This is a genomic window from Segatella copri (genome assembly GCF_019249655.2).
Lineage (GTDB): Bacteria > Bacteroidota > Bacteroidia > Bacteroidales > Bacteroidaceae > Prevotella.
Genome location: NZ_CP137557.1, coordinates 3,952,501 through 3,976,450, shown reverse-complemented (window position 1 = coordinate 3,976,450; position 23,950 = coordinate 3,952,501). Strand labels below are relative to the sequence as shown.

Sequence of the window (23,950 nt, the reverse complement as noted above, 5' to 3'; positions counted from 1 at the left end):
TACATCTTATTTTTCAGATAACCAAGAAATTAGACGTTTTTTTTGCTTTAACCCCTTCATTTTATGAGTTTTGTCGCATTTTTCAGCCAAATTTGCTCTTCTTCATCAAGATAAGGAGCCAATTTTGCATAAACTTCAGCATGATAGCTGTTCAGCCAGTTCAATTCTTCAGGAAGCAGCATATCCACGTCAATAGGGGCCGTATCTATCGGACAGAGCGTAAGAGATTCCATCTGCAGGAATTTACCGAACTCCGTCTCCATATAGTCCTTAATCAACAGGGTGTTCTCTATTCTCACACCAAACTTGCCTGCCAGATAAAGACCCGGTTCATCCGTCACAGTCATACCGGCACGAAGCGGAGCTGGCATATATTCCATTCTAACCTGATGAGGTCCCTCATGCACATTCAGATAAGAACCTACTCCATGTCCCGTGCCATGCAGGAAGTTGAGTCCTTCTCTCCACATACACTCTCTTGCCAGTGCATCGAGCTGGGTTCCGGAAGCGCCATCAGGGAACTTTGCCAATTCCAGCTGAATGTGTCCCTTGAGAACCAGAGTATAGATATGCTTCATTTCCTCTGTCACCGGTCCCAGGGCTATGGTGCGGGTAATATCCGTGGTTCCATCCTGATATTGAGCACCCGAATCCAAGAGCAAAAGTCCTTCCGGCTTCAGCGGTGCATCCGTTTCGGCTGAAGCTTCATAATGAACAATGGCACCATGGGCCTGGTAGCCTGCAATCGTATCAAAGGAAATATCACGGAACAGATCCTGCTCTGCACGCAAGGAGGTCAACTTCCTGTCGATAGACATCTCCGTCTGTCCTCCAGCCTCAACAGCCGGAACCAGCCATTTCAGGAATTTAACCATGGCTACGCCATCACGAAGCATCGCTCTGCGATAGCCCGCAATTTCAGCCTCGCACTTCACAGCCTTCATTGCCGGGATAGGAGAAGTCTTAGCCACTATTTCCTGGCATCTTACCGTCTTCCAGAGATAATAGTTGGTTTCATTGGCATCCAGAAGAATATTATACTCCGAATACTCCTTCAACCCATCTTCCACCTTATTATAATTATATAGGGATACGCCATGAGCCACAAGATAAGCACGCACCTCGGCGCTCACCTTAGCCTCATCCACAAAAAGAGACACCTTATCGGACGCTATCAGGAGATAGCTAACAAACACAGGATTACAATGCACATCCGTGCCACGCAGGTTCAAGGTCCATGCGATATCATCCAAGGCGGAAACCAGCATGCCGTCAGCATGATAAGTTCTCAAAGCCTTTCTGATGCGCTGGATTTTAGAAGTTGCATCTTCGCCTGCATATTCCAAAGGCTGGATTTCTACCGGATTCTCAGGAATAGAAGGACGGTCTTTCCATATTTCCGCCAAAGGATCCAGGTTAGTACGCATCGTGACACCTCCTGCCTTGCGCAAATCTGAAATCAAGCTAGAGGTTGCAGCATAGGAATTCACCCATCCATCCAATCCCACTTCAGGAGAAGCAACATCAGCCAACTCCTTTCCCAGCCACTCAGCAATAGAAGGAGTTCCCGGAATTCTCAGCTTCATCAACTGGAACTCAGTTCCATGCAACTGTTCTTCTGCCGCAAGGAAATAGCGGGAGTCGGTCCACAGCGCAGCAGAAGTCATGGTAACCACGGCAGTTCCTGCCGAACCGTTGAAGCCTGAAATCCAAGCCCTACCCAACCAATGGTCTGCCACATACTCACTCTGGTGAGCATCCGTACTAGGGAAGATGAACGCAGCAAGATGTTCGCGCTTCATCACTTCCCTCAAGCTTGCCAATCTTTGATTAATATTGTTCATGAATACACATTATTATAATTATACATTTCATTTTTACAGCCATAAATTCCCCTGGAAAGAGAAATAAATATGGCATTTTGCTAGTTAGAGATTACAAAGATACGAATTTTAAGAATTAATCACAAATTTAAGCGGAAATAAATGCACGTTTTACATTACTTTTTAGTAATTTTGCGGTCGGAAAGCCAAAAGAGCGAGATTTACGGTCTTTTTATCCGATGACTTTCCACAAAACAAAAGCTGCAAGAGCTTGCAGCCCAATAGACAAGAAATTTATAAACATCTTAAATAAAATATTGTAGTTATGGAATTTTTAACAAATGACAAACTCGTTATCGTCGGTGCAGGCGGTATGATCGGTTCTAACATGGTACAGAGCGCTTTGATGCTCGGTCTTACTCCAAACATCTGTCTTTATGATATCTTCGAGCCAGGTGTACATGGTGTATTCGATGAGATTCAGCAGTGCGCATTCCCAGGCGTAAACGTTACTTATACAGTAAATCCTGAGGAGGCTTTCACTGGTGCTAAATATATTATTTCTTCAGGTGGTGCTCCTCGTAAGGAGGGTATGACTCGTGAGGACCTCCTCAAGGGTAACTGCAAGATCGCCGCTGAGTTCGGTGACAACATCAAGAAGTACTGCCCAGAGGTTGAGCACGTAGTTGTTATCTTCAACCCAGCAGACGTTACAGCTTTGACAGCCCTCATCCACTCTGGTTTGAAGCCAAATCAGTTGACTTCACTCGCAGCTCTCGACTCTACCCGTTTGCAGCAGGCTTTGGCTCTCGAATTCGGTGTACAGCAGGATAAGGTTACTGGTGCTCACACTTACGGTGGTCACGGCGAGCAGATGGCAGTATTCGCTTCTCAGGTTAAGGTTGACGGCAAGCCATTGTCTGAGATGGGTCTTTCTGACGAGCGTTGGGAGGAGATCAAGCACCACACAGTACAGGGTGGTTCTAACATCATCAAGCTCCGTGGCCGTTCTTCATTCCAGAGCCCAGCTTACAACGCTGTTAAGATGATCGAGGCTGCTATGGGTGGCGAGAAGTTCACATTGCCAGCAGGTTGCTACGTTAAGTGCGACAAGTGCGGCTTCAAGAACGTAATGATGGCTATGCCTACTACTATCGACAAGACTGGTGTTCACTTCACAGAGCCTACAGGTACAGAAGAAGAGCTCGCTAGCCTCGCTAAGTCTTACGAGCACCTTTGCAAGATGCGCGATGAGATCGTAGAGCTTGGCATCGTTCCTCCAGTAGCTGAGTGGAAAGAGATGAACCCTAACTTGTAATTCTCCACTTCGGATTTTTAGAAGTTAACTCGATAAGGGCTGAATCGTGAAAATGCTTCATGATTCAGCCTTTTTTTGATTTCTCATCCATCCCAAATGCCCTATTCTCGGCAAATACGCCAAATAGTTACATTTTTCAGTATCTTAGGTTATACGACTTTGGCATTATTTTTGTATTTTTGCAAACAGAAATAATAATCAAGAAAGGATAAAAGAAAATATGGAACTGATAAAGAACAAATCATTCGGCGGTGAACGCCCTCTTTTTGGTGCGCATGACGTACGCCTGGAAGATATTACGATTACAGATGGCGAGTCGGGCATCAAGTGCTGCAAGAGCATAGAATGCCATAACTCCAAGTTTTATGGCAAATACCCTTGGTGGCATGTGGATGGTTCCCTTATCACAGACTGCTACTTCGCTCCAGAAAGCCGTTCTGCCATCTGGTATAGTGATAATATGGTAATGAAGGACTGCACCATCGATGGTCCAAAATTCTTCCGCGAGATGAAGAACCTGGAACTGGAGAATGTGAACCTCACCGATGCTGACGAGACTTTCTGGAAAGTTGACGGACTGAAACTGAAGAACGTAAAGCTCCACGACGGCACCTATCCATTCATGTTCTCCAAGAATATCTATGTAGATGGACTGGAAAGCGATTCCAAGTATGTATTCCAATACTGCAGCAACGTGGAGATTCACCATGCCAAGATTACTACCAAGGATAGTTTCTGGGAATGCGAGAATGTGACGGTTTATGATTCAGAACTGAATGGCGAATATCTCGCCTGGCACAGCAAGAACATCAAGCTGGTGCGTTGCCACATCAGCGGCGAGCAGCCTCTCTGCTATATGGATCATGTGACATTGGAGGATTGCACCTTTGACAAGGAATGCGACCGTGCCTTTGAAGATTGTACCAATATCGATGCGCACATCAAGGGAAGCATTACCAATATCAAGAACCCAATTTCCGGAAGAATCGAGGCAGACGAAGTGGGAAGCGTAACCTACACCGAGTTTGCCAAGGCCCCAAAGGGAGCATGTGAAATCATCGACCATTCGAAATAGCAGAAGCATTCATTGCGATTCTGTATTCTCTTAAATAAAATAAGCATTGCCATTAAGGAAAAATGTTCTTAGTATTAGGAGAAATCTCCGTTCATAAGCTCTGAACTTACATTCAAAAGCTTTGAATGTAAGTTCAAAGGCTTTGAACATACGTTCAAAGCTTATGAACGGAGATTTAGATTAAGGAAAAAGAGATTTATCCTACGGGCAATGAAGAAATAATATAGATAGAAAACAAATATGAAATACAATTTTGATGAAATCATCGAACGCCGCGGCACCAATTCCTACAAATGGGATCTGGTAAAGGAAGACGGCGTTATTCCGATGTGGGTAGCCGATATGGATTTCCAGACTGCTCCCTGCATCATCGAAGCTCTGCAGAAGCGCGTGGCTCACGGCATCTTCGGCTACACCCTCGTACCGGATTCTTATTACGAGGCTATCATCAGCTGGTTCGCACGCCGCCACCAGTGGAACATCGAGAAAGACTGGATTCTCTATACTTCGGGCGTAGTGCCAGCCATCTCCTGCTGCCTGAAGGCAATCTGCATGCCAGGCGAGAAGGTTTTAGTGCAGACTCCAGTGTACAACTGTTTCTTCTCATGCATTACCAACAGTGGCTGCGAAGTAGTGGAAAATGAATTGAAGCGTGTGGGCAACTGCACCTACGAAATCGATTTCGAGGATTTCGAGCGCAAGTGTGCCGACGAGAAGACAACCGCCTTTATTCTCTGCAACCCTCACAACCCAGCTGGAAGAGTATGGAAGAAAGAGGAACTGGAGCGAATGAACGACATCTGTCTCAAGCACGGGGTAAAGGTCATCGCAGATGAAATCCATTGCGAACTCATCATGCCAGGCTACCAGTATACTCCATTTGCAAGCATCAGCGGAGCTTGCCGTGACAACTGTGTGGTACTGAACTCACCTTCAAAGCCATTCAATATTGCCGGACTCCAGATTGCCAACATCATCTGTCCGGATGCAGCATTGCGCCGCCGCATCAACCGTGCCATCAACATCAACGAAGTATGTGATGTTAATCCATTCGGTGTCATCGCTCTCCAGGCTGCCTACAACGAGGGTGAGGAATGGCTCGACGAACTGAACCAATATCTCTACGAGAACTATCAGGCTGTAAAGGAATTCTTCAATTCTGAGTTGCCGCAGGTTCGCGTTACCCGTCTTGAGGGCACTTATCTGGTTTGGCTCGACATCCTGCCATTCGAGTTATCAAGCGACGAGGCTTACGAAAAGCTGATGAATGACGGCAAGGTGTTCGTCAACAGCGGTACGATGTATGGCAGAAAGGCTGGTCAGGGCTACCTGCGCCTCAACATCGCCTGTCCTCGCAAGACCCTGATGCAGGGGTTGATTCGCATCGCACGAGTTCTCAGCCAGTATATGGATGAAGAGGATTTGAGCGGATGCCCTGCATAAAAGAGAAAAGAAAGAGAAAAGATTTCTAAATACAATGTTTAAAACAAGATAACATGGAAAATGAAGTTTTAAAAGCCATCAAGGAGAGAAGAAGCATTCGTCGCTTCAAGGCTGACCAGATTACCGACGAAGAATTGAAGACTGTATTGGAAGCTGGCACATGGGCAGCAACAGGTCATGGTACCCAGGAGCCTTTCATCATTGCCGTTCAGAACCCTGAGGTTTGCGCACAGCTTCGCAAGATGAACGCAGACATCATGGGCGTAGAGAGCGATCCTTACTACGGAGCACCAACCATCGTCATCGTCCTGGCTCCTGAAAGCAATGTGAACGGAGTAAAGGATGGCAGCCTCATCTTGGGCAACATGATGCTTGCCGCCCACTCTATCGGTCTTTCTTCCTGCTGGATCAACCGTGAAGACGGCATGTTCGCTTCAGAAGAAGGCAAGAAGCTGATGAAGGATTGGAATCTCCCGGAAGGTCTGATGGGTGTAGGTGCCCTGGCATTGGGTTATGCTTCAGCTCATCCTCACACCGTGAAGCCTCGCAAGGAGGATTACTACCGCATCATCAAATAGAAAAGTATAATACAAGCATGGAATGAAACAAATGGAATTCTATGCCAAACATCAAAAAAGGTCTCATGGATTTTGAAAACCATGAGACCTTTTATTTTTATATATAAGATACTATATATTATATAATGTAATCCTTTTTTATATTATAATTCAATCTTTGCCAGAACCTTACCGGTGGCACCCGAAAGACTCGCTACGAAAGCTCCAGCCTTATCGCCAGCCTGCTTCAGGAAAGCCTCATCGTTCATCATGGAACTCATCAGCCCATCGAAGTCCTCATAGGTATTGATTTCAAAACCGCCACCCGACTTCAGCAAGCCCTGAGCTTCCTGGAATTTCTTGTTGTTCGGACCAAAGATTACCGGCATATTCCATACAGCAGCCTCCAGGGTATTATGAATACCCACACCGAAGCCACCACCGATATAAGCCACATCACCATAATTATACATGCTGCTCAACAATCCGAAGCAATCAATAATCAACACATCAGCCTTGGCAGCCTCCTCCGGAGTAGTCTGAGTATAGCGCACCACCTTCTTATCCTTCAGCAAGGAGAGAATCAGTTTCAGATGCTCCTCAGCAATCACATGAGGTGCAATCAGCAGTCGCCAGTCCTTATGCTCATTGAAGAAGCGGATAAAGATTTCCTCATCAGGAGGCCAGGAACTACCAGCAACGAATACCTTATAGTCAGGATGAACTGCATTCTCCGAAGAAGAATCAGAAGAAGCCGAAGCATTTCCTTCCGGCGTCGCCACCCCACTTCTGAACGCCTCGCAGATAGGCAGATGCTTAGCCGCCTGCTTAATCTGCAGCACACGGTCGAAACGGGTATCTCCTACTACATCCACATCCTTGATACCGATGCTTTCGAGCAATCGCTTGCTCTCCTCGTTCTGCACGAAGAAACGGGTAAAGCATTTCAGAACATTCGCATAGCTTCTGCCATACCACTTGAAGAACACCTGATCCTCACGGAAGATGCTGCTCACACTATAGGTAGGAATATTGCGATGCTTCAGGATATGAAGGAAGTTAGACCAGAATTCATACTTGATGAAGAAAGCCATCACCGGATGTACCAGACGAAGGAAGCGGATGGCATTCAGGCGGGTATCCACAGGCATGTAGCAGATGATATCAGCCCCCTCATAGTTCTTGCGCACCTCATAACCCGAAGGAGAATAGAAGGTGAGCAAAATCTTATACTGAGGATAATCCTTGCGGATTTGCTCCATCAATGGTCGTCCCTGCTCAAACTCGCCGAGCGAAGCCGCATGAAACCAGATGTACTTGGCATTGGGATCCACCTTCTGCTTTAATATCTTGAAAGCCTCACGCTCGCCACGCCACATCTTGCGCACCTTTTCATTAAACAAGCTGGCGACGGCTATGCCCCAAAGGACGAAATAGATTACGATATTATAGATCATGATATTTCTTTATATTGGTTACTATCTATAAATACGTGAACTCTCTGAGGAAAATGCCGCATCATCTGCCAGCCATTTCCCCAGAGAGATATTTATATTCGAAAATTATCCCAGAACTTCGATTGCCTTGCGAAGACGACGCAATGTCTCCTCCTTACCAAGGAAGGCAGAGATGTCGAACATGCCAGGACCCTTACCCTCACCAACGAGAGTCAAGCGGAAGGCGTTCATCACGTCACCGAGCTTATAGCCCTTGTCCTCTACCCACTTCAATACGATAGGCTCCTGACCCTCGATAGAGAAATCCTCAATGCCCTCGAGTACCTCAGCGAGTTCGGTCATCTGCTGTGCAGAATACTCCTTCCAGCGCTTCTTGGCGGTCTTGGCATCATACTCTGTAGGAGGAATGAAGAAGAATGAGCACAATGGCCACAACTCATAGACGAAGTTCACACGGTCCTTCATCATGTGTACCACCTGCTTTACTCTATCCAAAGTCTCCTCTACACCATTGTTGGCAACAATTGGTGCAAAGAGGTTGGCAATCTCATCATCACTCTTCTTGAGAATGTACTCGTGGTTGAACCAGATACCCTTCTTGAAGTCGAACTTGGCGCCAGCCTTAGAGCAGCGGGAGATATCGAATGCCTTCACCAACTCGTCGAGAGAGAAGATTTCCTGCTCTGTACCTGGGTTCCAGCCGAGGAGCGCCAGGAAGTTGACCACTGCCTCTGGGAAGTAGCCACTCTCACGATAACCGGAAGAAACCTCACCCGTCTTAGGGTCGTGCCACTCCAATGGGAATACAGGGAAACCAAGGCGGTCGCCATCACGCTTAGAGAGCTTACCCTTACCCTCTGGCTTGAGGAGCAAAGGCAGGTGGGCGAAGCGAGGCATGGTGTCCTCCCATCCGAATGCCTGATAAAGAAGAACGTGCAATGGAGCACTAGGCAACCACTCCTCACCACGGATTACGTGAGAGATTTCCATCAGGTGGTCGTCTACGATGTTGGCCAAGTGATAGGTTGGCAATTCGTCTGCGCTCTTATAGAGAACCTTGTCGTCCAAGATGTCGCTCATCACCTTCACGTCGCCACGAATCATATCGTTGACGTGGATTTCCTGTCCTGGCTCAATCTTGAAGCGAACGGTGTACTGCTTGCCGTCGGCTATCAGCTGATCCACCTCCTCCTTAGAGAGAGTCAGGGAGTTGCGCATCTGCATACGGGTATGAGCATCATACTGGAAGTTCTGAATTTCGGCACGCTTAGCCTCCAACTCCTCAGGAGTATCGAAAGCGATGTAAGCCTTGCCATTGTCCAAAAGCTGCTGCACATACTTCTTATAGATGTCGCGACGCTCGCTCTGGCGGTAAGGACCATGCTCACCACCGAAGCTCACACCCTCATCAAACTGGATGCCCAGCCACTTGAAGGATTCCAGGATGTATTCCTCGGCTCCAGGAACGAAACGATGAGAGTCAGTATCCTCGATACGGAACACGAGTTCACCACCATGCTGGCGGGCAAACAAATAATTATAAAGGGCAGTACGAACACCACCGATATGCAATGCACCCGTTGGACTTGGGGCAAAACGCACTCTTACTTTTCTATCTGTCATGTCTTATTTTATAGCTAATTTTAAATTTTTCTGCAAATTTACATCTTTTTTTGCGATTATAATAGTTTTTTTTCGTATTTTCGCACTGTGAATGGGAATTAATCGTAGAAAAGTGGCTTTTTTGCTCAAAACAGAGGAAAATGAGCAGCTATTTCGCCCCATATCAGAAGTTAGACAACAAGAGTATTCACGACTAAACAAAGCGATACAATATGAGCATATTTAACAATCCGGAGGAGAACTTCTGGCGCAACTTCATCACCAAGGTCGTCCTCATCCTCTTCACCGTTTCCATCATTGTATGGTTCCTGCCACGCAATGAGGGCAGACAGTTCCGCTACGATGTAGGCAAACCGTGGATGTATGGTTCTGTCATTGCCACCTTCGACTTCCCTATCTACAAGACTGACGAGTCGATCAAGCACGAACAGGATTCGCTGCTCAAGCAGTTCCAACCTTACTATACGGTGAACACCACCGTGGGTGACGAACAGGTTAAGCGATTCCTCCACGACTTCAGCCAGGGCATCCCGGGATTGCCGAAGGAATTTGTGGGGCTTGTTGCCCAGCAGCTGCATCATGTTTACCAGACGGGAATCGTAAGTACCCCCGAGTACAATCGCATCTACAAGGATTCCACAAGCATGATCCGCATCATCAGCGGCAAGAACGTAAAGAGCGTACCCATCGGTACGTTCTACTCTACCATTGCTGCATACGAACGCATTTTCTTCAACCAGCAGATTGCCGAACAGCGACAGATTCTATCACGCTGCAACCTGAACGACTACGTGGAGCCTAACCTGATATACGACAAGGAACGCTCGGAGACGGAGAAGACCGATTTGCTGAGCAGCATTCCGCTGGCAAGCGGTATGGTGATGAGCGGTCAGAAAATCATCGACCGTGGTGAAGTCATCACCCCTTCCAACTATCGGGTGCTCACATCTTTTGAAAAAGAGACGAAGCGCCGCAGTTCCACCGAGGATGAACTTACCACCACCATCATCGGCCAGGTACTTTTTATCTTCCTCCTCGTCATCATGTTCACCAGCTATCTCACGCTGTTCCGCAAGGATTACTTCGACAAGCCTCGCAGCATCACCATGCTCTATGCGATGATTACGCTGTTCCCTATCTTCGTGTCACTCATCATGAAGCACAATTTCTTCAGCGTCTACATCATCCCATTCGCCATGGCCCCTATCTTTGTGCGCGTGTTCATGGATTCCCGAACGGCATTCATCACCCATGTCACGATGATCCTCATCTGTGCGGCTGCGGTGAAATACCAGTACGAGTTTATCATCGTACAGCTGGCATCAGGTCTGGTTGCCATCTACAGCCTGCGTGAACTTTCCAAGCGTTCGCAGATATTCATCACAGCCCTGCTGGTCACCCTGAGCAGCGGCATAGTCTATCTCGCACTCCAGCTGATGCAGGACAACCAGGTGTTCAACATCGACCGCAGCATGTACACCTATTTCACCGTGAATGGCATCTTCCTGCTGCTGTCCTATCCGCTCATGTATATCATCGAGAAGACATTCGGATTCACCTCTAATGTCACCCTCTTCGAGCTGTCTAACACCAACAAGGGATTGCTCCGCAACCTGAGCGAGATTGCACCGGGCACCTTCCAGCATTCCATCACGGTGGGTAATCTGGCAGCAGAGATTGCCAACCGCATCGGTGCCAACAGTCTGCTGGTACGTACGGGCGCACTCTATCACGACATCGGAAAGATGACCAACCCAGTGTTCTTCACGGAGAACCAGGCGGGCGTGAATCCCCACGACCAGTTGAGCGACCTGGAGAGTGCCCAGATCATCATCAGCCACGTAACCGAGGGTCTGAAGATGGCAGAAAAGGTGGGACTTCCGGGCATCATCAAGGATTTCATCACCACCCATCACGGCACAGGTCTGACCAAGTATTTCTATGTAAATTATTGCAATGAGCACCCTACTGAGGTGGTGGACAAATCACTATTCCAGTATCCGGGACAGAACCCATTCACCCGCGAACAGGCCATTCTGATGATGGCTGATACCGTGGAAGCAGCTTCCCGCTCGCTCAATGAATACACAGAAGAGAGCATCAGCAACCTGGTAAACAAACTCATCGACGGACAGGTGGCAGAGGGCTTCTTCAAGGAATGTCCTATCACCTTCCGCGACATCGCCCTCGCCAAGCTTGTATTGACTGAGCGACTCAAGGCCATCTATCATACCCGCATCTCTTACCCTCACATGAATACGAAGGCTGAGAAAAATGCAAAGAGTGACACTCCTGAACAGGAGGAAGCTCAAAACGAGGAAAAAATGATAGAAAAGGCGGAAAGCTAAGCACTTAGCCTTGCCCTATTTTACATCTCAAAAACTCCTTTTTCCTGCACAGTTTTAATAGATTGTGCAAGAAAAAGGAGTTTTTGCGTTAATATATTTTAAATAAACTCCCGTTTTAATAGAGAAATAGAACATTATAATTACCTTTGCGGACGTTTTTATTTAATATTATTAAAATGAAGAAAGTAAAATTAGTTAGTTTAGCCATTGCGATGGCTTGTGCAGCACCTTCTTTTGCAGGTGGTTTGCTCACTAATACCAACCAGCATGTTGCATTCAACAGAATGATGAGCCGTGAGGCTTCTATCGGTATTGACGGCGTTTACTACAATCCTGCCGGCGTTGTATTCATGGGTGAAGGAAAGCATCTTGCCATCAACTGGCAGTTGGCTTACCAGACACGTAGCATTGAAAATGATTATCCATTGTTCACTAACAATGTGAACAATCCTACTACTCCACGCGAGTTCAAGGGTAAGGCGTTTGCGCCTGTCATCCCTTCTTTCCAGTATGCTTATAATAAAGGCAGATGGTCACTCCAGGCAGGTTTCGCCCTTACAGGTGGCGGCGGAAAGTGTACCTTCGATGATGGATTGGGCTCTTTCGAGAAGATTGTTGCCGAAACTGCTTTGGCAGCTTGCCAGTTGGCAGGTGCTGTGGATCAGGTTGCAGCACAGTATGGAGTTCCAGCCGTATTCACTGGCGAAAATGCTTTCGGAAAAAAGGGACAGTATAGCTACAACAGCTATATGCACGGCCGTCAGTACTACTATGGTCTCTCTTTAGGTGCAGCCTATAAGTTCAGCGACAACTTCAGCGCATTCGCAGGTGTACGTGGTATCTATGCATCTACTAACTACTACGGATATGTAGAAGATATCAAGGTTGGCAACATGCCTCTCTATAAGGTGCTCGACCCAACCAAGGAAACAGCTGCCAACATTGAGTTGAGCTGTGACCAGAGCGGTGTGGGCTTTACTCCTATTATTGGTGTGGATTTCAAGACTGGCAAGTGGAACTTCGCAGCTAAATACGAGTTCAAGACTCGCATTCGCCTGAAGAACAAATCAGTAAACCAGGTGCCTAGTATCGGTAACCTTCCTGACAACCTCCGCAATGCTTACATCGCAGGCGGTGTACCTGAGCAGGCTGCTGATGCTATCTTGAATAACGCCACCATCCAGGGAGCAATGGGTCAGTTGAAGACCCAGTTCGACACCAAGCTTGATAAGGCTATCGGCGAATACGCAGATGGTAAGAAGATTGCAGGCGATATTCCTGCATACCTGGCACTTGGTGTAGGTTACAGCCCTGTAAATGCCGTACGCGTAAACGTAGGTTTCCACTGGTTCGACGACAAGCACGCAACATCATACAACAATCGTCAGGAGAAATTGGACCGTGGTACCTTGGAGTACAACGCAGGTGTTGAGGTGGATGTCAACAAGAAGATTACCTTGAGTACAGGTTGGCAGAACACCAACTATGGCTTGAGCGATGAGTATATGGATGACAAGTCATTCGTTGTTGGTTCCAACTCTGCTGCCGTCGGTGGTGTTTACCACATCAACAAGAAGATGGATTTGAACGTGGCTTACTTCCACACATTCTATCAGCATAAGAAGACCTCAGAGAATGTTCAGCTCAGTGCAGACAAGAGCATCAACTACACCTCTGACTACACCCGTAACAACAACGTGTTTGCGGTGGGTCTCGATATCAACTTCTAAAGAAGAGGTTGAAAAAAGTAGAATTAGACTTATGTTTCCTAAACATAATAGATCAATTCATAACTACAAACATGCAAAAAAGGCTATCCCTCTCTTTCGATTGGGATAGCCATTTTTATTTTGTCACATCAATCATCTGTCTGATTATTGCGGATCCACATCATAGTATATTTGCAAAGCCCCATACCTCGGATCTTTTGCCATCATCTGCTGGGCATACTTCAGATATTCGCGCACCTTCTTCTGGTCGATACCATTCTCCAGTTTGATGACAATCTTGCGGATATTCATTGTCTTCACCCTAGCCACAGCCGGCTTATCCGGTCCGAGCACTCTTTCGCCAAACCAGCTTCTCAGCGTCTTGCCGAGTTCCAGACTTGCCTGCTGGCAAACCTTCTCGTTCTTATGTTTCAGGAACACGTTGATAAGATGGAAGAACGGTGGATAATGAAACATTCTTCTCTCTTCCAGGATACCCTTGAAAAGGGCTTCGTAATCATTGTGTACCACCTGACTGATGATAGGAAGCGTAGGATTCTTGGTCTGCAGAATCACGAGTCCCCGCTTGCCCTTTCTTCCGGCTCTTCCGCTCACCTGCGCCATCATCATGAAGGCATGCTCGTAGGCTCTGAAGTCAGGATAGTTCAGCATCGAGTCGGCATTCAGAATACCCACAACCCTCACTTTGTCAAAGTCGAGACCTTTGGATATCATCTGCGTACCTATCAGAAGATTGGTCTTTCCCGATGAGAAGTCGCTGATCAGTCGCTCGTAGGCATTGCGCGTACGGGTGGTATCCAGGTCCATGCGGGCGATACGTGCCTCGGGGAATATCTCGGCTATCTGGTCTTCTATGCGTTCCGTTCCGATGCCTCGTCCCATCAGTTCCGTACTACCGCAGTTAGGGCATACCGTAGGCACGGGATAGGTGAATCCGCAGTAATGGCAGGTCAGCAGGTTGATGCTCTTATGCAGGGTGAGCGAAACATCACAGTTCTTGCATTTCGGAACCCATCCGCACACCTTGCACTCTATCATCGGTGCAAATCCCCTTCGGTTTTGGAAGAGAATGGCTTGCTCACCATTCTTCAACGCCTCCCTCACCGCTGCCAGCAACTGTGGCGAATAAGCCCCCGTCATCATCTTTCTATGGCGAAGGTCCTTCACATCCACCACCTGAATCTCCGGCAATTGAATGTCCTTGAATCTCGTCTTCAGTTCCACCAGTCCATACTTGCCCTGCTGCGCATTGTAGTAACTCTCCATCGATGGCGTAGCCGTACCCAGCAGCACCTTTGCCTCGGGATACATGCTGGCAAGCACGATGGCGGCGCTTCGGGCATGATAGCGTGGCGATGGGTCCTGCTGCTTGAAAGAGTTCTCGTGCTCCTCGTCGATGATGACGAGTCCCAGTTTCTGGAAAGGCAGGAAGACGGCACTTCTCGCTCCCAGGATTACATCATAAGGATGTCCCGATAGCTGCTTCTGCCAGATTTCCACACGTTCTGCATCGCTGTATTTAGAATGGAAGATGCCGAGCCGGTCGCCAAACACCTTGTGCAGTCGCTCCATAATCTGAACGGTGAGGGCGATTTCGGGCAGCAGATAAAGCACCTGCTTATGTTCCTCGATGGCTTTCCTGATAAGATGGATGTAGATTTCAGTCTTTCCACTCGAAGTCACACCATGCAGAAGCACCACGTTCTTATTCATCATCTTCAGGAGTATCTGATTGTAGGCATCCTGCTGGGCTTCGGAAAGCGGTTTGATGAGTTCGAAATGCGATTCGCCCGAAGTGTTCAGTCTGCCCACCTCCAGTTCATAGGTAAAGAGAATACCCCGGTCGATGAGTGCCTTGACGGCTGCAGCCGTGCATCGTGCCTCGTTCATCAGTTCCTCCTTGGTCACCTTCTTGATACCTTCCCTGGGCGTATCACCCTCCAGACTGTCCCAATGGGAAAGAGCAAGGAAGGTGGTTAAGGTCTTCGATTGCTTCAGGGCACGCTGCACCATATTGAGTGCCACGTGCAGAGCCTGTTCATTGCGATAACTGCTAGCCAGCTCCACGTAAAGTTCCATCTTGGGCTTGAATTTCTCCGTAGATTTCATGCCCGATGGCATGGCAGCACCAAACACATCGCCCAGGGGAGCCATGTAGTATTCGCTGATCCATTGCCAGAGACGCATCTGCTGGGGAAGGAGCGACGGATATTCGTCGAGCACCGCCTCGATGGGCTTGCAGGTGAATTCCGGCTTTTCCGAATGCACATCAGCAACCATCGCGATATACTTCTTGCTCTTGCCCAATGGAACAAGCACGCGCATGTTGGGCACAACCTTCTCTTCCATCCCTTCAGGGATAGAATAGGTAAAGGTTCCGTCGAGCGGAAGGGGCAATATCACATCTACGTATCTCATGTTATAACGTTCTCCTTTTCTTTTTACGATCTAAAGTTCTGCAAAGATAGCAAAAAAAAAGCAGATACCCAACTAGGGGTACCTGCTTTTATATATTTTAATGTATAAACTTGTGAAGTATACTGTCTAACTTCTCATTAGAACCAGTAACCCAAGGCAATCTGCCAAGAGTTGTTGCGGCTCTTGTCCTTGCCTGCATTGGTAAGTGCCTCGGCAGCCTTGACAAGGCTGGCATCAGCCGACTTGCCACAAGCGATGTTGTAGTTGGCTGAAATCTGAAGATGGCTCAACAGGGTAACACCAGCACCTACGTTTACGCTGAAGTTTGACTTCTTCAGAGAATAGCTGCTTGTCTCATTCCACTTGAAGTTCTTGTCACCTACATTGATACCCCACTGTGGACCAGCAAAAACAAAGGCATTTGCCAAACTGCTCAAGCCGAAGCCATAACGCACGTTCACAGGGATGTTGATAGACTGCTGCTTCACGTTGACTTTACCCAGTTCACCATCAGTATCGGCATACTTAACGTCAGCCTCCTTCTGGTCGTACAAGGCTGCAGCATCAAAGCTCAAGCCCACGATAGGCACAGTGAACTTAACCATAGGACCTACAAAGAAACCTGTCTTGTTGGAAGCATCGAATACATCCTCGCTAAACGACATACTTGTCACATTCAAACCGCCCTTCAAACCGAACTTTACCTGGGCGTTAGCGCTAGTAGCAAACATCATTGCCGCTACCAAAAATACAAGAGATAAAATCTTCTTCATTTTTTCTACCTTTTAAAATTAAAATTCTATTTTCTATCATCACACATATCACACACGTTGTGATTCATTTTCTAATGTCTCTGGCGGCGCACGGTTACTCGTGCCGAACCGCTGGATGCAGAAGAAGAACTGCTGTTGCTGCGCTTCTCCTTCACCTTAGCCTCTCTTCTGGAAGATGAACCGCCACGGCGATTGCTCTTCTTCTCCTTCTTCACCTTGCCCTTTACGTTCTTGTCCGCCTTGGCAATACTGTCGAGCGAATCCTTCTTCTCCTGGTTTCCCCAGAGATTCTTCTCAAAGGTAGCCAGTTCGCCCTCAATTCGCTTCTGCTCCTTTACCAGAGCCGAATCGGAGTGGCAATACTGCGCCAAGGTTTGTCCCAACATGTTGTTGGTCTTGTAGATTTTTCCTTTATACTGATTTCTCACAAAGTAATCATCCACACTCATCACCGCCGCATTGTTCAGATTGCTGGTCATTATCTGCTGCTTGGCAAGATATGGAGCCAGGTCGTCGTAGCGCACCCAGAAAAGCGGATACTTGGTTCCGCCATCACCGAAGTCATCATCACGGGTCATGATAGGACAAAGTGCCAACACCTTGGTATGGAAGGTGGAAGTTCGCTGGTCGAAATAGGTTGACTCCTTAATATAATATGCCTTCACTTCTCTGGAAGGAATGTCGCTGTTGTCGAGCGAGATTCTTCCGTTTGCCTTCTTTTCATAATAGATATGATAGTTGTCCAGGAAAGACTTCGGGTCAACCCTGTCTGCTGCCGTAAAACTCTCGTTACCATCCAGACGATATTGGAACACCGCCACCTTACCGGTCATCATCAATCTGAAGATGTTGGTAAAGAGGTTCATCTGGTTGCCCATAGGCTCCACAGGATAATACAGTCCGGCATTGGCATTATCGGTAAGACTCAGCTCACGATAGATGTCTCTTCTCCATACCACGTCCTCCTCCATAGGAGCAGCAGTAGGGAAAGAGATTTGTGCACGGGTGGTAATGTTGCCGGCATTCGATTTCTTCGCAGCCGCCTCCTTTGCCGCCTGCTTACGGCGTGCCTGAGGTTGAGCCACGATGCCCTGCACCATTCCCAAGAGCATGAATATGAACAATATCTTTTTCATTATTTTGAACTTTGAAATTTTACTAATTTATTTCACGATTACTTCCATCGCAGTAGGCAGATTTCTGGTGATGCCATCCGGCCCCACAGCCTTGATATGCGAAATATAGAAACGGCGACTGCGAGAAAGCTTTCTGAATTCGTTTCTCTGACGATCGGAGAAGTTGGCACCTGCCGATGCCAATGGAATGGCGTTACCCATGTTGTCGAAGAAGACGGTCTCGAAACTCAACACCTTGAAAGGTATATCCAGCAATCCGTCGTCGATGGCTGCATGGATGCCTGTGGCACCCATCAGGGATGCCTTCGCCAGACCGCCGCCACGGAAACGGGTGGTTCCCAATGCCAGGTAAGCCGTTGGATCTGGCAACTTTCTTACATGGAATACGAATGGAGGCATCGTGCGGGTCTGCCCCTTGTCGCGTGCCGTTACACGGATGGTTACATCCTTGCCCACAGCCGCTGGGGTTGCCACGAAATGGCCGTTGCCCTTCGATACGAACGAACCGCCAGTCATCGATGCAGAGATGGCATTGGCTGGCACGCCCGGCACACTGATACTGATAGGATTCTGAAAACCTGCATAGAGCACGTTCATCAGGTCTGCCGCCACTGTTGCCGTATTAGGTGCCGGAATCACGCTATATTTCTGGATGAAGTTGCGCTTCATCACATCGCCCTTGGCATTGTTCATCAGAATGTAGCCGGAGAACTGGTGCTCTCCCACTCCACCTGCCGTGAAACTATACTGTCCACTGGCGCTGTTCACTCTCATGCCATTCACGTAGATTTCCGGCTGCTGGGTAGTATCCACGGCAGCCATCACGATGTTGGCATTGAATCTTTCGCCCGGATAAAGCGTAGTCTTCTCAGGAATCACGAAGGCATCGAGTTTGTTCACACGGATATCCTTCATGTCGATATTCGCCACCAGGTTGTGCAGCACTTCTCCCTCAGCATAGCGCACATCGCTCTGAATCTTCGAGAGCAGGGTTACGGCAGCAGCCACCGGCATATTCTCAAACATGTATTCCTGCCAATTCTTACCCAGATATTTCTCGCTCTTAGGCACCTGGGTAGAGAAGTTGCTGGCGATGATTTTCTTCTGATGCTCATCGGTCACCAGCTCCAGGATGCGGTCGCGGTAGCGATTCAGCTCCCTATAGAGTTTCTTTCCCTTGCCCGTACCCGGTGCAAGCATCACGATGCCGGCAGCCTCCAGGTTTTCCTTGTTCTTGATATTGCTCACGTCGCCATCCTTGCCGTCAGCCTCTTTTACGATAGCAACCTTCAGTTCCTGGGCAAAGTTATAGAGCGCATCACTCATGTCCTTTACCTGCTTAGCCTTCTCGAACCATTCCCTCACCTTGGTAGGGTTTTGCTTCATCTGATCGGCAAAGTCACTATAGATTGCATTGTTCTCTGCGGAAGAGTTGGCTGTGGTTCGATTCAGACTGTCTTCCACAATAGAGAATCCGTCGAGCACCTCCGTAGAGACGTTCAACGCAAGCATAGCCATCAGGACGACGTACATCAGGTTAATCATCTTCTGGCGTGGTGAAACGGGTCTTTTCTTTATAGCCATTTATATTAATTTGCTAAATTCAATACTTTTCTTTACTCTTCACTCTTTACCTGAGGAGCTGCAGCACGCATGTTTACGGTCATCGCCTCTATCATACGTGCGTAAATCTTGTTCAACTGCTCAATCTGCTGGGCCATCTTGCGGCTCTGCTCGTTAATCTGGTCGATAGTTCCAATCTGCTGACTGGCACCCTTCAACTGCATCTCATAAACCTTGCTGATACCTGTGAGCGTACGGTTCAGGTTCTCCATCTCCTCGCTGTCACGGGTCAAACGGGTACTCTGCTCATTCACCTTTTCAAGGGTTTCAACAAGCTTCTTCAATTCCTCAACATAATTGTTCTGTGCATCAGCCATCTCTGGGGTAACACCCTGCTGACCAGCTACCCAAGCGGCATTACCGCCTGCAACAGAGCCACCGGCCACTGAACCACCAGTCATAATGGCACCGGCTACGGCTTCACCATTCTCCGAGAATCCTGCTCCTGGAGCTACGGCCGCTGCAACACTCTCGTCAATCTGCTCAGCGCCTTCGCTCTCGCTTCCAGGAACAGAAGAAGATGCAGATACACCAGCACCTCCGCTAAAGCTTCCACCGCCGATAATGATGGTCTGACCACCAGAAACAGGAGTTCCTGAAACAGAAGCAGCAGAAGATGAACCAGCTACAGTTGCAGAACCGGATGCAGCAGATGCCGCTGCTTCTTCAGCCTCCCCATAAGTAACCTTTCCAGTCTCCAAGTATTCCTCAGTAACATGAGTAGGAATATCTCTGCCATCGGCTGTCTTGTCAAAAGGACGGTCGAAGGCTGAAAGGAAGAACACGAACGCCTCAGTACCCATACCGGCAAACAACATGAAATTGGCTCCCGGCAAGTGGGTCAACTTAAAGAGGGCACCCAGGATAACGATAGATGCACCCCAGCTATAAGCATAGTTCAGAAAGGTCTGTCCAGGCACACTGTCCATCCATTTCTGCAGATGATATACGATGTTAAACTTACTATATTCGCCCATTTTTATTATCTCCTATTCTTGTTCTTTGATGGTTTCTGTTTTGCACTCGATGTGGTGGCAAGACTGCGCACACAGCGGAATCCGATATACGAACGTGGCTGGTTCTGGTATTCCCAGGAGCGCCATGCCGAACGGATGAACGATTCCGGATCTTTCCAGGAACCGCCTCTCACGCTCTTCTTCTTCAAGCGGTAAGGGTCTTCCTTCGCTGCATTGTATTTCAACTCAGGGTTCAGGTCGTTCATGGCATCCACACCAGCCTCGGTATAGATGGTACTGGTCCATTCTGCCACGTTACCTGCCATATCATAAAGTCCGTTTGAGTTTGGCGAGTAGATGCCCACCTTGCTGGTTATCAGATTGCCGTCCTTGGTATAATTACCGCGATCTGGCTTGAAGTTGGCATAGAAGCATCCGTCTCCGTTCTTCACGTCCTGGTTCTCCCAAGGGAACTCGTTCTGGTTCTTGCCTCTTGCCGCATACTCCCATTCTGCCTCAGTAGGCAAGCGATAACGCTGCACGAATCGGGCTTCAGGTCCCAGACCTTTCAGCAGATAGTCAGTACGCCAGGCGCAGAAAGCATTTGCCTGCTCCCAAGTAACGCCCACCACCGGATAATCATTGTATGCCGGATTACTGAAATAACTTCTCAAGTAAGCCTCGTTGTCTGAATTGCGGAAATCATTCACCCAGCAGGTGGTGTCTGGATACACATTCACGATGTAGGTATTAAGGAAGTCCCATGGTCCGCTCAACGGGCGGTTGATGGTTTCGCTGATGATTCGTCCCTCATCATCCACATAGGCAGTATCCTTAGAAATCATCACCACCTCGTTGGCATTCACCTGCTCATCGGTATTCAGGTTGCGCTCCTGCGGGTTCAGACGGTTTCTGCGGAGTGCCGCAGCGGTATAATCGTAAATCTCGTATTTGTAGTTCAGCTGTCGCCAGTCAATCAGCTTTTCGCCAGTCACAGGATTGGAAGTATAGAGACTTTCCATCGCTCTTTTCTCATCCTCGTTTGGCTTTCTAGGCAACTGCTTCTTCCAGTTAATCTGTGGAGTTACAGGGTCGCCGTTCTTATCCTCGGTAATCATGTAAGTCTCGTCGCCGCCATAGGCAGGATCTGCCAGACGGGTACGGAGGATGGAATCGCGAACATAGGCGATAAACTGCTTGTATTCTGAGTTGGTGATTTCCGTATCATCCATCCAGAAGCCATCCACGGAAACATCCTTGCGAGGCGTCTTCTGTCCCCACAAAGAATCCTGGGTTTCCAGACCCATCTTCAGGAATCCCCGGTTCACCTTCACCATGCCGTATGGGGCAGGTTCGGCGAAACTTCTTCCGCCAACTCCAACCACCTCACCGCCTCTGCCTGCCATCGAGCTAGACTTGGCACCGAAACAACCGCTGAGGGTCAGGAGAGCCACCAGCGAGCTGAGGAGCATTATACTTTTCTTCATATTACGGTTCATATTCTTGATATTCTTCTTAGAGTATTCTTACACTTTGATGTTTGTTTCTACCTTTCTTCACCAGGTTCAGATCCATCTGGTATCCGATGTAAAGCTCATGGCTTCCGTTGCCAAAGCTCAGCTTCGAGGTGTACCATTCATAACTGTAACCCAAAATGACGCCATGGAAGGAACCGCCCACCAGGAAAGTTACGGAATTGTCAGGACTGTAGGTCAAGCCGCCATAGAGCAGACGCTTGTCGTATTGGTAAACCAATCGCCCGGTAACGTCGCCTCGCCATGCCGTTCCGTCATACTTCACGAGGGCAGACGACTTTATAGTTAAAAACGGATTTCGGAGCTTAATATTGTATCCGCCAGTCAAATAATACGTTGCGTCAATCTTAAGCTCATTGGTTTCTCCCAGCTCGATGGTTGGAGAGGTAAGATGCTGTGCGGAAAGTCCCACATACCAGTTGCCATGCAGATAGTAGAGTCCGGCTCCCGCATCAAATCCGCTCCCCTTCACTTCAGATGTGGCGAGTGCAGGGTCGCCCGATTCTCCAGCATCCACTTTGCTGCCGTCGAAACTCTCGCTGAGGAATCCGGCTTGCAGACCCACGCTCATCGTTCCTCCGAAGAGTTTGGTCTTGTAGGCATACTGCAGGTTGAGTCGCTGATGGGTGAAGAGTCCTATCTGGTCGTTCATCATCGTAGCACCCACGCCGTGATAATTCTTCAGCGCATAGAAAGGCAGGTCGGCTGCCAGATACATGGTTCTAGGATTATGTTCGAATCCGGCCATATCCAATGCGTAAGCAGCCGTTACGTTGAGTTTTGCCTGCTTACCCACTGCCGCAGGATTGTAGGATGGTTCCATGTCGAAATAATGACTGAAGGAAGGATCATACTGTGCTCTGGAAACGAGCACTCCTGTCAGCAAAAAAACTAATATGATGATTCGTCTTAACACAATGTAATAACGTAAAAGCGGGCGAAATATTATAAATCGCCGGGATTATTATATATTAATAAGGTATAGTCGGAAGAGAGACATCAGAAAGATGAAAAAGGCTGCCCCCTGGTAAGAGAACAGCCCTATCATCGACTTTTAATATTCGTCGTCATTCCATAAGAAGTCATCCTTTGAAGGATAATCAGGCCAGATGTCCTCGATACTCTCGTAAACATCACCTTCGTCTTCTATCTCCTGCAGATTCTCCAGAACTTCCAGAGGCGCACCTGAGCGAGTTGCATAGTCGAGCAGCTCTTCTTTAGTTGCAGGCCATGGTGCATCTTCTAGCTTTGAAGCTAATTCAAGTGTCCAATACATAGCTATATTATTTAACGTTTCTACCAATTTGGCTGCAAAAGTAATAAAATTTATTTTATCTGCAAGTTTTTTGGCGTTTTTTTTCGCTAGAAAGTGCAGATAATAGCATTTATTTGCATTTTTTCTAGAAATTCATGCGATAATGCTGCTTAAATTTCTTTTTATCGAAGAAAATGATGCCCAAAGAGTAGAGGTCGTAGGTGATGCCACAATAATCTGATTCCTGCAGCTGGTGCCACTCCTCGCCTTGCTTTTCACGATAGAGATTGCCCAGAAGTACGAGCATCGTCTGGTCGTCGCAAAGTGGAAGAACCTGAGTTCTCACTTCCTTCATTCCCATCTTCTCCAGGTCGATGACCACCATCCTTTTCCTGCCTTTTGCAGCTGCCAGAAACTGTTCATCCATCACTTTCTGCATCGCTTTCAAGCAACCGGCATGCAGATACGCATCAAAGCGATGCTCATTAACCATACAGATTTCCGGCTGCCAGAAGTTGGCAAGTCTCAAAAGGAGTCTTCCAGTTTGATGTCCTCGTTTGTCAAACCAGGAAAGCCTATCCTGCAGTTCCAGGTAAGCATAATAAGGATAATGCTCATTGATGACATAGCGGATAAAGGCATAAGCCGAAGGCGACTGCACCCCGAAGCCACGGCTACAGCCGCAGCGTCTCAACCATCTCCACCATGTACTCAAATAATAATGCATAATCCTTTTTTTAATGCAAAGATACAAAAAATCTGTGAAATCACAGACCGAACAGGTCAAAAAATCTGTGCACATCTGTGAAATCTGTGGGAAATAAAAAAAAATCTGTGTAAATCTGTGAAATCTGTGGGAAAAAGAAGAGCCTCAGAAATC

The 23,950-nt window shown here is 47.8% G+C and carries 18 protein-coding genes; 6 read left to right on the top strand and 12 right to left on the bottom strand.

All coding sequences use genetic code 11. The features are described 5' to 3' along the window. Window positions 1-56: 56 nt before the first annotated feature. Entirely contained in the window at window positions 57-1,844 is a 1,788-nt protein-coding gene (locus KUA49_RS16050) for an aminopeptidase P family protein (RefSeq protein WP_218411750.1), read from the bottom strand. 304 nt (window positions 1,845-2,148) lie between these two features. Here KUA49_RS16050 and KUA49_RS16045 point away from each other — a divergent pair, with 304 nt between their 5' ends. From KUA49_RS16045 to KUA49_RS16030, 4 genes are all read left to right on the top strand, one after another. Continuing rightward, window positions 2,149-3,141 (top strand): malate dehydrogenase, encoded by a 993-nt coding sequence (locus KUA49_RS16045; RefSeq protein WP_203041066.1) that lies wholly within the window; start codon window positions 2,149-2,151, stop codon window positions 3,139-3,141. A gap of 220 nt (window positions 3,142-3,361) precedes the next feature. After that, window positions 3,362-4,216: a DUF3737 family protein gene (locus KUA49_RS16040; protein ID WP_218411749.1), complete on the top strand. Its 855-nt coding sequence runs from the start codon at window positions 3,362-3,364 to the stop codon at window positions 4,214-4,216. A gap of 240 nt (window positions 4,217-4,456) precedes the next feature. After that, window positions 4,457-5,659: a MalY/PatB family protein gene (locus KUA49_RS16035; protein ID WP_218411748.1), complete on the top strand. Its 1,203-nt coding sequence runs from the start codon at window positions 4,457-4,459 to the stop codon at window positions 5,657-5,659. Between the two features lie 53 nt (window positions 5,660-5,712). Further along, a complete protein-coding gene (locus KUA49_RS16030) occupies window positions 5,713-6,237 on the top strand; it encodes a nitroreductase family protein (protein WP_118311611.1) in 525 nt (174 codons plus the stop codon). Between the two features lie 143 nt (window positions 6,238-6,380). Here KUA49_RS16030 and KUA49_RS16025 read toward each other — a convergent pair whose 3' ends face one another. After that, on the bottom strand, window positions 6,381-7,670 hold the full coding sequence (locus tag KUA49_RS16025) for a 3-deoxy-D-manno-octulosonic acid transferase (RefSeq protein WP_218411795.1): 1,290 nt from the start codon (window positions 7,668-7,670) through the stop codon (window positions 6,381-6,383). A 108-nt stretch (window positions 7,671-7,778) separates the two neighbouring features. After that, complete coding sequence (gene gltX, locus KUA49_RS16020; RefSeq protein WP_218411747.1) at window positions 7,779-9,296, bottom strand: glutamate--tRNA ligase; 1,518 nt, start codon at window positions 9,294-9,296, stop codon at window positions 7,779-7,781. A gap of 212 nt (window positions 9,297-9,508) precedes the next feature. On the opposite strand from gltX, the gene KUA49_RS16015 reads away from it, so the two are divergent. Both KUA49_RS16015 and KUA49_RS16010 read left to right on the top strand, forming a co-directional pair. Beyond that, window positions 9,509-11,644: an HD family phosphohydrolase gene (locus KUA49_RS16015; protein WP_217763079.1), complete on the top strand. Its 2,136-nt coding sequence runs from the start codon at window positions 9,509-9,511 to the stop codon at window positions 11,642-11,644. A gap of 176 nt (window positions 11,645-11,820) precedes the next feature. Then, complete coding sequence (locus tag KUA49_RS16010; RefSeq protein ID WP_218411746.1) at window positions 11,821-13,374, top strand: OmpP1/FadL family transporter; 1,554 nt, start codon at window positions 11,821-11,823, stop codon at window positions 13,372-13,374. 144 nt (window positions 13,375-13,518) lie between these two features. On the opposite strand, the gene priA is transcribed toward KUA49_RS16010, so the two are convergent. From priA to KUA49_RS15965, 9 genes are all read right to left on the bottom strand, one after another. Continuing rightward, window positions 13,519-15,792, bottom strand: coding sequence for a primosomal protein N' (gene priA / locus KUA49_RS16005; RefSeq protein WP_218411745.1), 2,274 nt, complete (start codon window positions 15,790-15,792; stop codon window positions 13,519-13,521). 137 nt (window positions 15,793-15,929) lie between these two features. Next, entirely contained in the window at window positions 15,930-16,565 is a 636-nt protein-coding gene (locus KUA49_RS16000; protein ID WP_218411744.1) for a porin family protein, read from the bottom strand. Between the two features lie 71 nt (window positions 16,566-16,636). Further along, window positions 16,637-17,701 carry a gliding motility protein GldN gene (gene gldN, locus KUA49_RS15995; protein ID WP_218411743.1) on the bottom strand — a complete coding sequence of 355 codons (1,065 nt, stop codon included), beginning with the start codon at window positions 17,699-17,701 and terminating at the stop codon, window positions 16,637-16,639. A gap of 27 nt (window positions 17,702-17,728) precedes the next feature. Next, entirely contained in the window at window positions 17,729-19,285 is a 1,557-nt protein-coding gene (gene gldM, locus KUA49_RS15990) for a gliding motility protein GldM (protein ID WP_218411742.1), read from the bottom strand. 32 nt (window positions 19,286-19,317) lie between these two features. Beyond that, a complete protein-coding gene (gene gldL, locus KUA49_RS15985; RefSeq protein WP_218411741.1) occupies window positions 19,318-20,301 on the bottom strand; it encodes a gliding motility protein GldL in 984 nt (327 codons plus the stop codon). A gap of 5 nt (window positions 20,302-20,306) precedes the next feature. After that, window positions 20,307-21,767, bottom strand: a complete 1,461-nt coding sequence (locus tag KUA49_RS15980) for an SUMF1/EgtB/PvdO family nonheme iron enzyme (RefSeq protein WP_203041055.1) — start codon at window positions 21,765-21,767, stop codon at window positions 20,307-20,309. 28 nt (window positions 21,768-21,795) lie between these two features. After that, window positions 21,796-22,731, bottom strand: coding sequence for a type IX secretion system membrane protein PorP/SprF (locus KUA49_RS15975; RefSeq protein ID WP_217763071.1), 936 nt, complete (start codon window positions 22,729-22,731; stop codon window positions 21,796-21,798). Between the two features lie 138 nt (window positions 22,732-22,869). Further along, the gene (locus KUA49_RS15970) at window positions 22,870-23,091 is read right to left on the bottom strand and encodes a DUF2795 domain-containing protein (protein WP_089543964.1); all 222 of its coding nucleotides are present in this window, start codon (window positions 23,089-23,091) and stop codon (window positions 22,870-22,872) included. Window positions 23,092-23,215: 124 nt separating this feature from the next. Next, window positions 23,216-23,797, bottom strand: a complete 582-nt coding sequence (locus KUA49_RS15965; RefSeq protein ID WP_218411740.1) for a hypothetical protein — start codon at window positions 23,795-23,797, stop codon at window positions 23,216-23,218. Window positions 23,798-23,950 lie beyond the last annotated feature (153 nt).

Coding starts and splice junctions, on each gene's coding strand:
- KUA49_RS16035 (WP_218411748.1), top strand. CDS start 4,457: ATGAAATACAATTTTGATGAAATCATCGAACGCCGCGGCACCAATTCC.
- gldN (WP_218411743.1), bottom strand. CDS start 17,701: ATGAAAAAGATATTGTTCATATTCATGCTCTTGGGAATGGTGCAGGGC.
- KUA49_RS16015 (WP_217763079.1), top strand. CDS start 9,509: ATGAGCATATTTAACAATCCGGAGGAGAACTTCTGGCGCAACTTCATC.
- KUA49_RS16045 (WP_203041066.1), top strand. CDS start 2,149: ATGGAATTTTTAACAAATGACAAACTCGTTATCGTCGGTGCAGGCGGT.
- KUA49_RS15980 (WP_203041055.1), bottom strand. CDS start 21,767: ATGAAGAAAAGTATAATGCTCCTCAGCTCGCTGGTGGCTCTCCTGACC.
- KUA49_RS16050 (WP_218411750.1), bottom strand. CDS start 1,844: ATGAACAATATTAATCAAAGATTGGCAAGCTTGAGGGAAGTGATGAAG.
- gldL (WP_218411741.1), bottom strand. CDS start 20,301: ATGGGCGAATATAGTAAGTTTAACATCGTATATCATCTGCAGAAATGG.
- priA (WP_218411745.1), bottom strand. CDS start 15,792: ATGAGATACGTAGATGTGATATTGCCCCTTCCGCTCGACGGAACCTTT.
- gltX (WP_218411747.1), bottom strand. CDS start 9,296: ATGACAGATAGAAAAGTAAGAGTGCGTTTTGCCCCAAGTCCAACGGGT.
- KUA49_RS16030 (WP_118311611.1), top strand. CDS start 5,713: ATGGAAAATGAAGTTTTAAAAGCCATCAAGGAGAGAAGAAGCATTCGT.
- KUA49_RS16000 (WP_218411744.1), bottom strand. CDS start 16,565: ATGAAGAAGATTTTATCTCTTGTATTTTTGGTAGCGGCAATGATGTTT.
- KUA49_RS15965 (WP_218411740.1), bottom strand. CDS start 23,797: ATGCATTATTATTTGAGTACATGGTGGAGATGGTTGAGACGCTGCGGC.
- KUA49_RS16010 (WP_218411746.1), top strand. CDS start 11,821: ATGAAGAAAGTAAAATTAGTTAGTTTAGCCATTGCGATGGCTTGTGCA.
- gldM (WP_218411742.1), bottom strand. CDS start 19,285: ATGGCTATAAAGAAAAGACCCGTTTCACCACGCCAGAAGATGATTAAC.
- KUA49_RS16040 (WP_218411749.1), top strand. CDS start 3,362: ATGGAACTGATAAAGAACAAATCATTCGGCGGTGAACGCCCTCTTTTT.
- KUA49_RS15970 (WP_089543964.1), bottom strand. CDS start 23,091: ATGTATTGGACACTTGAATTAGCTTCAAAGCTAGAAGATGCACCATGG.